Here is an 8,666-nt window from a genome sequence, read left to right on the forward strand (position 1 = left end):
GGTGTCCTGAGCCGTACGGGCGGAGGGGGCGGGGGCGGCGCGGGGTGTGGCCGGGGCCGAGGGGCCGGAGCCCCGGGTGGCGGGGCGGGGGGCCGGGTGCGAGGCGGCCCCGCCGGCGTTACCGGGTCCCGGGGTGGCGGGGCCCGAGGCGGCCTGGGGGGCGGGGGCGGGTTTGGCGTCCGTCGTGGCGTCCGGCGCGGACTCGCGTGCGGCGGGGGCAGGTTCGGCGGGTCCCGTGTCCGGCGTCCCGGACGCTGAGCCCGCCGCGCGCGGTGCCCCCGCCGCTCCCGATGCCCCCGGGCCCGCCGGAGCGCCCCCTTTCCCGGACCCGGTGAGGTCGTTCAACACGCCCGACTGCCAGTCGTCTTTCGTCATGCTTCCCCCTAGGCGAATGTGCCGAGCAGCCGGCCGTACACGCCGAACACCCCGATGAGCAGCGGGAACAGGGCGATCACCCCGGCCGACTCGGCCGCGTCGCCCAACCGGCGCAGCCGGACGCCGAGATGCTCGGGCAGCCGGCCCGCCAGCATCAGCAGCGGCACCACCGCGAGCGCCACGAGCAGCGCGAGCGCGCCCGCCGAGCCGGACCGCGCCGACCACACGAGCACGCCGCGCACCACCACGGCCGCCGCCGCGAGCAGCAGCGCCACGACCTCCGCGACCAGCGGGAACGCCCGCGACCTCAGCGCCAGTACGCAGGCCGTGACCACCACGAGCGGCACCGTCCAGGCGGTCGGCTCCCGCAGTGCGAGTGCCGCGGCGACCGCGGCGGAGCCCGCGAGCACCACCGTGGCCAGCGTCAGGCCGCGGTGGGTGGCGCTCAGCGCCGCGGCGACCCGGTAGCGGCTCACGGAGAGCCCGCGCGAGCGCCGGTCGTCGAGCGAGGTCAGCCCCGCCGACATCAGCGCGAGCCGCGGCAGCAGCCCGAGCAGCACCACCGACACGACCGCGAGCACCGCGCCCGTACGGGCCTGCTGCTGCGCCGTGACCGCGCCGTGCTGCGCGGCGGCCACCGCCTCCCACACCACGGCCGTCGCACCGACCGCCGCCGCGCCCAGCAGCCCGCCCCGCCCGAGCGGCGAGCACCAGCACAGCAGGAGCAGCGCGAGCACCAGCGCCCCCGCGACCGCGGCGAGCAGCGCGGCGCCGCCCGCGTCGAAGGCGTCCGCAAGCGTCCACGCGCCGAGCACCACCGCGACCCCGGACGTGGCGCTGAGCGCCGTCGCCGTGCCGCGGTGGCCGAGCCGCCAGGTGAGCGCGCCGCCGCCGGCCAGGAGGACCGCGACGGCCAGCAGCACCGTGGCGACGGTCGACGGCGCGTAGGCGGCCCGCGCGAGCAGCCCCGCAGCCAGCGCCCAACCGGCCATCGCCGCACCGGCCGTGGCGCGCCGCGCCCGCGCGTCCCAGCGCCATGTCCGTACGTCCAGATCGCCCGCGACCTCGTCGGTCACGTCGTGCACGACCGGCGCGGACGGCGCGTCCTGCGCCCGTACGAGCCGCAGCACGGCGCCGTCCTGCACCCCGCACGACTCCAGCGTGCCGTCCTGCGGCAGCACGGAACCGTCGGAGAAGACGAGTTGGCGCAGCAGCGGCTGCGCCGCCACCCGGTCGTCGAGCAACCGGATGATGTCGGGCAGCAGCCGGCCGACCGGCTCGTCGGACGGCAGCACGAGATCCATCCGCCGCCGCGCGCCCACCAGCGTGACCCGGCTCACCGGCGAGGCACCGCCGCCGCCCGGCGCTTTCCCGCGCCCGCCGACCGCCGTGCCCCGCTTGGCTATGTCCACCGCCCCCATGTCCACCACGCCCCGAAGCTACCAAAGCCCCGGTGACTTGTCCGTCCCCGGAAGCCCCCGGCCCTGCCCCGGCCCGCGTTCGCCGTCACGGACGGTGCGCGGCCGCTCAGTGCCGCGACGGTGCCGCCGGCCCGGTGGTGGTCTGTCCGGTGGGCGTGCTCAACTGCCCGAGCAGCCGGTGCGAGACGAACGACCAGCCCACGCATCCCGCGCACAGCACGGCCGCGATCACCAGACCCGCGACGACCTTCCCGACCCGCTCGTCCGCCGTGCGCCGGGCCCGCTGCGCCCCGAACAGCAGCGCGTCCCGCATCCGGCGCCGTCGCACCGAGACGGATTCGAGGAGCTGACTGTCGTAGTCCTGTGCGGCCATGGGGCGTTACCTGCCGGTCGGGAGCGGGCGCGCGCCGAGACGGCTGCCGGCGCGAACCCAGTCTGCCGACCGGAAGGAGCCCGCAGCAACCCCGCGGCCCGCCCGCCCCGCGGCCGGGCCGACCGGCCCGGAGCCGGCCCAGGACGCCCAGTACGCTCAACTCACGCCGCAGTCGACCGCCTTGGGCGACACAACCGGAGGGCTCACCGATGAAAGTGCACCACCTCAACTGCGGAACGATGAACATGCGCTCCTATCCCATGGTCGCCCATGTGCTGTGTGTGGAGACCGACCGGAGCGGTGTGGTGCTCGTCGACACCGGCTTCGGACTCAGGGACATCGAGGACCCGGTCGGCCGGATCGGGTTCATGCGACACGTGATCAGGCCGGTCCTCGATCCCGAGGAGACCGCCGTACGGCAGGTGCAGCGCCTGGGCCTGAAGCCCGAGGACGTGCGCCACATCGTCGTGACGCACCTGGACTTCGACCACGTCGGAGGGCTGGCCGACTTCCCGCACGCCGAGGTCCACACCACCGCGGCGGAGGTCCTGGGGGCCGTGCGCGCGCCGACACGGCGCGAACGGCTGCGGTACCAGGCGGCGCAGTGGGCCCACGGCCCGCTGTTCGTCGAGCACGGCGCCGACGGCGAGGGATGGCGCGGGTTCCCCGCCGCGCAGGAGCTGACGGACATCGCACCGGGGATCGTGCTGGTGCCCATGCCGGGCCACTCGCGGGGCCATACGGGCGTCGCCGTCGACACCGGCGAAAGGTGGCTCCTCCACTGCGGTGACGCCTTCTACCACTGGGGGACCCTGGACGGGCGCACCCAAGTGCCCGTCCCCGTCCGGTTGATGGAGCGGGCGGCGGCCCACCGCCACCGGCTTCTCCTGGAGAACCAGGAACGCCTCGCCGAACTGCACCGGCGTGGCGATCCGGACCTGCGCATCATCTCCGCCCATGACCCCGCCGACCTGGAGGAATGCCGCGGTCAGGCCGTGGCGTCGGGCGGCACAGGGGCGCGGAGGACCGACTCCCATGGCTGAGGACACCACTGTCGGACGGCCGGCCTGTGACGCGCGGCCCGCGGCGTGCGGCGCGAGCGTCGTCGTCACAGGAGCGGGCTCCGGCATAGGCCGCGCGGCCACCCGCTTCCTCGTCGGCGCCGGCTTCCACGTGTACGCGGGCGTGCGGCGGCGGGCGAGCGTCGCCGAGCTGAGTGGGGAACTCCCGCCCGACGGCTGCACGCCCGTCCTGCTCGACGTGCGCGACGAGGGATCCGTGGCGGACGCCGCGGCCGAGATCGCGGGCCGGCTGGGCGGCACCCGGTTGAAGGCCGTGTGCAACGCCGCAGGGATCGTCACCAACGGCCCCCTCGCCGATCTGGCGGCGGACACGTTCACCGACGTGCTGGCGACCAATCTCGTCGGCACCCACAACGTGACCCGGGCACTGCTGCCGCTCCTGGGCCCGGGAAGCCGCGTCGTCAACGTGGGCTCGGCCAGCGGGGTCAGGACCCTCCCCTTCACCGGTGCCTACTCGGCGAGCAAGTTCGGCCTCGAAGCGCTCAGTTCGGCCATGCGTATGGAGTACGCAGCCCTCGGGGTCCGCGTATCCGTGATCGCCCCCGGAATGATCGACACGCCGATGGCCTCGGCCATCCAGGACGAGCTCCGAAAGCCGCCGTCGCTCGCGATCTACGAGAAACCCCTCGGACGCTTCCTCGACAGGTCCGTCCGCGCCACCAGGGACGGCATACCGGTCGGGCGGGTGGTGCGGTGTATCCACCGGGCCATCACCACGAAGAACCCGGCGCCGCGCTACGACCTCCACCACAGCTTCCTCCAGGACGCCGTGCTGATGCGGCTGCTGCCGGTCAGGGTCAGGGAGAGGGTCGTACGCCGGGTCCTCGGGCTCGCCCCGCTCGTGGAGCCGGGCCCTCCCCCCACCTGACCACTCGCTGCCCCCGAGGCCGTCCAGTGGCAGCCCTGACGTTCCGTGGCAGCCCCGGCGGGTGTCAGGCGTTGTCGGCGAGGAAGCCGGCCACCGCGGCGGCGACGGCCTCGGGCTGCTCGTCGGGGATGAAGTGTCCCGCGTCCGGCACGACGACGCCGGCGGTGCGGTCGGCCCACGGGCTGAGGGACGCGGCCATGTCCGGAACGGAGCCGTGGCTGCTGGAGATCCCGAGAACCGGCACAGCCAGGCGCCGCGACGTGAGCGCTGCACGGTTCCTGCGCGCCGACTCCGCTGCCTCCCGGTAGTACGCGAGGCAGGCGCGCAGGCCGCCGTCGGCGGCGACGGCCGCGGCGTAGTGGTCGACCTCGGCGTCGTCGAACGTGCCGGGAGACAGGGCCTTCGCCCGCAAGAACCAGCCGACGTAAGCGCGTTCGCGGCCGGCGAGCAGCGCCTCTGGCAGGCCGGGCACGACGTGGAACGCGAAATGCCAGGCCTTCCACGCCCGGTCCGGGTCGGTGGGAATCGACTCGGGGAGCGTGATACCGGGAATTCCCGCGTCGAGCAGAGCGACCCCGCGCAGCCGGCTTTCGAAGCCGAGGGCGAGGGAGAAGGCGACCCAGGCGCCGATGTCGTGGGCGACCAGGAAGTAGGCCGACACTCCGAGAGCCTGCACGGCCGTGTGGACGTGCGTGGCGGCCGTGTGCGTGTCGTAGCCCCGCTCCGGGCGCTCGGAGTGGCCCTGCCCCGGCAGGTCGACCGCGATGACGCGGAACCGGCGGGCGAGGTCGGGCATCACCTTCCGCCAGGCCCACCAGGTCTGCGGGAAGCCGGCGAGCAGGACGACGGCGGGGCCGCCTGGCCGTCCGCCTTCGACGGCATGAAGGCGGACGCCGTCCGCCTCGACCCAACGGTGGCTGAACCCGTCCAACTGCCGCAGCGGCAGCCCGCGCACAGGATTGTCTCCGGAGCCGGAGCCGGAGCCGGAGCCGGAGCCGGAGCCGGAGCCGGAGCCGGAGCCTTGGTCGGGGTCGGAGCCGGGGTCGGAGCCGTGCGGAGTGCTGGTCGCTGGGCCGGTCACTGGGTCCCCCATCGGTGTCAGGTGTGCGGTCGGGGCGGTGGAGCTGACAGCGGTGGCCATGGCCGCGTCCGCAGGCTAACACATCTTGAACTAACCAGTTCAAGATAGAGTGATGCGCGACACGGCCCGGACCATCGACGCACCGGCAAGGAAGTCCCGCGTGGCAGGCAAGAAGCAGTTCGACGTGGACGCGGCGGTCGACGCCGCGATGATCCAGTTCTGGCGCGACGGATACGCCGACACCTCAGTGGACGACCTGTCTCGGGCGACCGGCCTGAACCGCAGTTCCATCTACTCCTCGCTCGGCGCCAAGGACACGCTGTTCCTGCGCTGCCTGGAGCGCTACGCCGCGCGCTACGGCGAGAGGTACGACGCCGCCCTGTCGTGCGCGGCCTCGGACCCCGTCGCCGCCGTCCGCGCGTTCTTCGACGTCACCCTCGACCGCATCGCCGACCCCGGGCTGCCTGACGGATGCCTGATCGCCCAGTCGGCCATGGCGATCCCCGTGCTGAGCCCGAGCATCGCGGCGCACGCCAGGCAGGCACTAGGCTCCCAGCGCCTGCGCCTGCGCACCGCGCTGAAGGCCGGCCGGCTGACCGACGAGGACGCCGAGACCTTCGCCGTACACGCGGCGGCCGTGAACCAGTCGCTCGCCGTCATGAGCAGGGCCGGCGCGAGCCCGGCGCAGCTCCGGGCCGTCGTGGGCGTCACCCTCGACGCCCTGGCACAGGCGCTGCGCGCATCCCGCACCTGATCCGCCCACCGGGGCGCAGCAGGCGACGAGTAGCGAAATGGGGCCTGTCAGGTGGGGAATTCGCCGAGCCAGCTGCGTTGGATGAGGTGGTGGGGGAGGTAGTCGGAGGTGACGTCGACGGGGAATTCGCCGTCGTGGGCGAGGCAGGTGATGGCGAGGGGGCCGAGGGCGACGTTGCCGGAGGGTTTTTCGGCCCGGTCTTCGTCTGCTGTCCAGTCGGTCTTGTGGTATTCGAGGGCTGCGTAGAGGGCTTTGTTGTAGCCGTCGGTGTCGTGGGTGACGAAGCGGTGGAAGAGGTTGATGGGCTGGTAGAGGATCTGGTTGAGGAGGTCTGCCCCGGCCACCGTTGCGACGTCCGGGTGCGAGAGCTCCAGTGTCCTGGTCAGCTTGTCGACGAGGCCCGGACGCTCCAGCCAGTAGGTCTGGAGTACGTCGACCCAGTGGTAGACGTACTCGTCCACTTCGAGGCGGCCCACACGCTGGGATTCGCGCAGGAGGTCCAGTGGGATCTCGCAGAGTTGCGGCATGCGCTTCTGGTCGCGGCAGATCACGGCGTACCAGAAGGCAGTGAGCCAGCTTCCGGCGTGCGCGTGGCCCTGGGGCCCGGTGGCGGGCAGGGTCACGATGGCGGAGTTGATCCGGCAGCTGACCGTTTCCCCGGACGTGGCGGCCATGGCGAACAGCGCCGACCCCACCTGCATGGCGGAGACGACGGCTTCCCAGGTCTCCAGAAGGGCCCCGTCCGGGTCGACGGCGCTGCGGACCTGGGCGTGCAGGAGGGCCAGGTCGAATGTCGCGCCGACGGAAACCGGGCTCTGCGGGAGATCCGCGATGTCGTCGACCAGCTCCTCGCCGAGGCTCCGGTCATACGCCTCGTCGTCCGGGCCCGAACTCTCGTGGCGGGCTTGGATCGTGGTCTTCGTATTTCCCGTCTGGATTGGAGTCTGACCGGACAGATGTCAGAGGCTGAGGGAGATGCCGTCGGAGCGCTTCTTGGTACGACAGCCGTCTGCCGTCCAGCAGCATCTGTGGTTTTGAAGACCTCGGTGTGACGGAGGGGAAGGCGGCCTCTGTGAGCGCGCCCTGAGGACTTACAGCTTGTCTGACCGGTCGATGCCGAGGCCGTCGATGAGGTCCTCGGGATCGGTGCGGGCGAGGCCGTATCCCTCGGCCGCACCGAAGTACGTGGAGTCCCCTGGGTCAGCCGTCACGCCGAGCACCTCGTCGAGGGCCTGCAGTGCAGCGGTGAGCCGGGGAGCATTGCGCTCATAGATGTCGAAGTGTGGGCGGCCGAAGAAGTCATAGTCGGCCCAGATGTCGTGGTGAACGGACAGTCGCGCCGAGAGGTTCGCCTCGTGCGTCTCAACGATCAGCTCCACCAGACGATCTTCACTTCGTCGACGTCCAGCCGCGTCAAGGTAGGTGCCGGACCCCAGGATCTTGATGCTGAGGAACTCGGCCTTCGGCTGTCCGACCGGCCGGCAGGCGAGAATGCGTTCAGGCAGCTCCCGGTCGCTCAGCGAGATGTCGAAGAGCGCGAGTCGTGTAGTGACTCCGAGAGCGCCGACGCCTGACACGAACCAAGGCCACTCAAGGCGTACGGGTCGGTTCAGGAGCTCGTGATCGTGCAGCACATGACACATTCGAGCTGCCGCGGAAAGTGCCGATTCCAAACCTGGACTGGCTGTTTCGTTGAGATCCCATGACCAGGAACCGCACTCCTCCGGGGACCTTAGTAGGGTGGACATTCTTCCTCGACTCAAGAAGTGGCGGAATGGGGGGTGATTGTGATTGATCCGTCGGTAAAGTGCATCTCAACCGTCGCATTGATGGCGTCGGAATTTCTCTGCGCCGCTCGCAGTATGTGCGCCGTAACCGCGGATTTTGGCTGTCGGATGTCGAGCACGGCGAACTTGTGAGGGATGGGGCCAGCCAGCTGATCTTGTGCGATCTTGGTCAGGGCGTCGGTGATCTTATTGGTTCTCTGTACGGTCTTGAGTTGCCATGCGTATTCGGGAAGCTCTCCCGAGTGGCTGTGAGAGTAGATGTCAAGGTCGAGTCCGAGCTCCGGCTTTTTGATCTCGAATCCCAAATTCTCGAATCCTTGACGCTGCAGTTCATCTGCGTAAATCATGGTCTGGTATACCGCGTTGTGTTCCCTGTAGTTCTTGACCTGGCTGAGCAGCTCATTGTAATCGGTCATGTGTGAAAGGTTGCCGCGGGCGATGAAATCGGCGATTCCTGCTCCGTACTCCGACTTCTTGCTCTGCAATTGTTGCAGAATGCGCGGTCGATCCTCCTGCGACACTTTTGCCCGCACGAGAGCCTCATTGACATCTTCCTTGAGGCTGGTGGGCATAGGGCCCGTGGGGTGCTGGACAGAGCTGCGTGCCCCTTCGGTGTAATGGACGCCACTGTCCTCCAGCGCACTCGGAGAGTGCTGCGCGGGCCCGGTGCCCTGCTCCTGGGACGAGTTCGGGTGTCCAGTGTCGCTTGGGCTGTGCTCGCCTCCCGTGTGGTGACTGCCAGTGTGAGGGCGTTCTGTCCCCCCGTGGCTGTGGTCGTGGGATGAGGGTGCTGCGCCTTCCTCGTGCCCATGCGACTCGCTGCCGGTGGGGGTGTGGTCTGCCGGTGGTTGGTCGCCGCGGGTGGGTGGGGTGCGAGGCGTTGCCCGCCAGCGCGAGGGTGAAGGTGTGGGTGGTGGTGACGGCG

9 protein-coding genes are annotated in these 8,666 nt (G+C 71.0%); 3 read left to right on the top strand and 6 right to left on the bottom strand.

Annotation, left to right across the window (positions count from 1 at the left end; translation table 11 throughout):
- Positions 1 to 383: 383 nt before the first annotated feature.
- A complete protein-coding gene (gene eccD / locus ABEA77_RS33080) occupies positions 384 to 1,796 on the bottom strand; it encodes a type VII secretion integral membrane protein EccD (protein ID WP_345655767.1) in 1,413 nt (470 codons plus the stop codon).
- A gap of 106 nt (positions 1,797 to 1,902) precedes the next feature.
- Complete coding sequence (locus ABEA77_RS33085; RefSeq protein ID WP_345655758.1) at positions 1,903 to 2,169, bottom strand: hypothetical protein; 267 nt, start codon at positions 2,167 to 2,169, stop codon at positions 1,903 to 1,905.
- Positions 2,170 to 2,378: 209 nt separating this feature from the next.
- Here ABEA77_RS33085 and ABEA77_RS33090 point away from each other — a divergent pair, with 209 nt between their 5' ends.
- Both ABEA77_RS33090 and ABEA77_RS33095 read left to right on the top strand, forming a co-directional pair.
- Entirely contained in the window at positions 2,379 to 3,212 is an 834-nt protein-coding gene (locus ABEA77_RS33090) for an MBL fold metallo-hydrolase (RefSeq protein ID WP_345655760.1), read from the top strand.
- Positions 3,205 to 4,119, top strand: a complete 915-nt coding sequence (locus ABEA77_RS33095; RefSeq protein WP_345655762.1) for an SDR family NAD(P)-dependent oxidoreductase — start codon at positions 3,205 to 3,207, stop codon at positions 4,117 to 4,119. The genes ABEA77_RS33090 and ABEA77_RS33095 overlap by 8 nt, the downstream gene beginning before the upstream one ends.
- 64 nt (positions 4,120 to 4,183) lie before the next feature.
- Here the strand turns inward: ABEA77_RS33095 and ABEA77_RS33100 are convergent, their stop codons facing one another.
- Entirely contained in the window at positions 4,184 to 5,074 is an 891-nt protein-coding gene (locus ABEA77_RS33100; protein WP_345655769.1) for an alpha/beta fold hydrolase, read from the bottom strand.
- A gap of 286 nt (positions 5,075 to 5,360) precedes the next feature.
- Between ABEA77_RS33100 and ABEA77_RS33105 the strand changes: the two genes are divergently transcribed.
- Positions 5,361 to 5,954 (top strand): TetR/AcrR family transcriptional regulator, encoded by a 594-nt coding sequence (locus ABEA77_RS33105; RefSeq protein WP_345655764.1) that lies wholly within the window; start codon positions 5,361 to 5,363, stop codon positions 5,952 to 5,954.
- Positions 5,955 to 6,001: 47 nt separating this feature from the next.
- On the opposite strand, the gene ABEA77_RS33110 is transcribed toward ABEA77_RS33105, so the two are convergent.
- The 3 genes from ABEA77_RS33110 to ABEA77_RS33120 form a co-directional block, all read right to left on the bottom strand.
- The gene (locus tag ABEA77_RS33110; protein ID WP_345655771.1) at positions 6,002 to 6,865 is read right to left on the bottom strand and encodes an immunity 49 family protein; all 864 of its coding nucleotides are present in this window, start codon (positions 6,863 to 6,865) and stop codon (positions 6,002 to 6,004) included.
- Between the two features lie 180 nt (positions 6,866 to 7,045).
- Positions 7,046 to 7,597, bottom strand: a complete 552-nt coding sequence (locus tag ABEA77_RS33115) for a hypothetical protein (RefSeq protein ID WP_345655773.1) — start codon at positions 7,595 to 7,597, stop codon at positions 7,046 to 7,048.
- 116 nt (positions 7,598 to 7,713) lie between these two features.
- Positions 7,714 to 8,313, bottom strand: a complete 600-nt coding sequence (locus ABEA77_RS33120) for a hypothetical protein (RefSeq protein ID WP_345655766.1) — start codon at positions 8,311 to 8,313, stop codon at positions 7,714 to 7,716.
- Positions 8,314 to 8,666: the final 353 nt, after the last annotated feature.

The sequence above is a fragment of the Streptomyces tremellae genome (assembly GCF_039540215.1).
In the GTDB taxonomy this organism is placed as follows: Bacteria; Actinomycetota; Actinomycetes; order Streptomycetales; family Streptomycetaceae; genus Streptomyces; species Streptomyces tremellae.

Bases quoted from the DNA above. Each gene is read 5' to 3' on its own strand.
- eccD (WP_345655767.1), bottom strand. From the start codon at position 1,796: ATGGGGGCGGTGGACATAGCCAAGCGGGGCACGGCGGTCGGCGGGCGC.
- ABEA77_RS33085 (WP_345655758.1), bottom strand. From the start codon at position 2,169: ATGGCCGCACAGGACTACGACAGTCAGCTCCTCGAATCCGTCTCGGTG.
- ABEA77_RS33090 (WP_345655760.1), top strand. From the start codon at position 2,379: ATGAAAGTGCACCACCTCAACTGCGGAACGATGAACATGCGCTCCTAT.
- ABEA77_RS33095 (WP_345655762.1), top strand. From the start codon at position 3,205: ATGGCTGAGGACACCACTGTCGGACGGCCGGCCTGTGACGCGCGGCCC.
- ABEA77_RS33115 (WP_345655773.1), bottom strand. From the start codon at position 7,597: ATGTGTCATGTGCTGCACGATCACGAGCTCCTGAACCGACCCGTACGC.
- ABEA77_RS33120 (WP_345655766.1), bottom strand. From the start codon at position 8,313: ATGCCCACCAGCCTCAAGGAAGATGTCAATGAGGCTCTCGTGCGGGCA.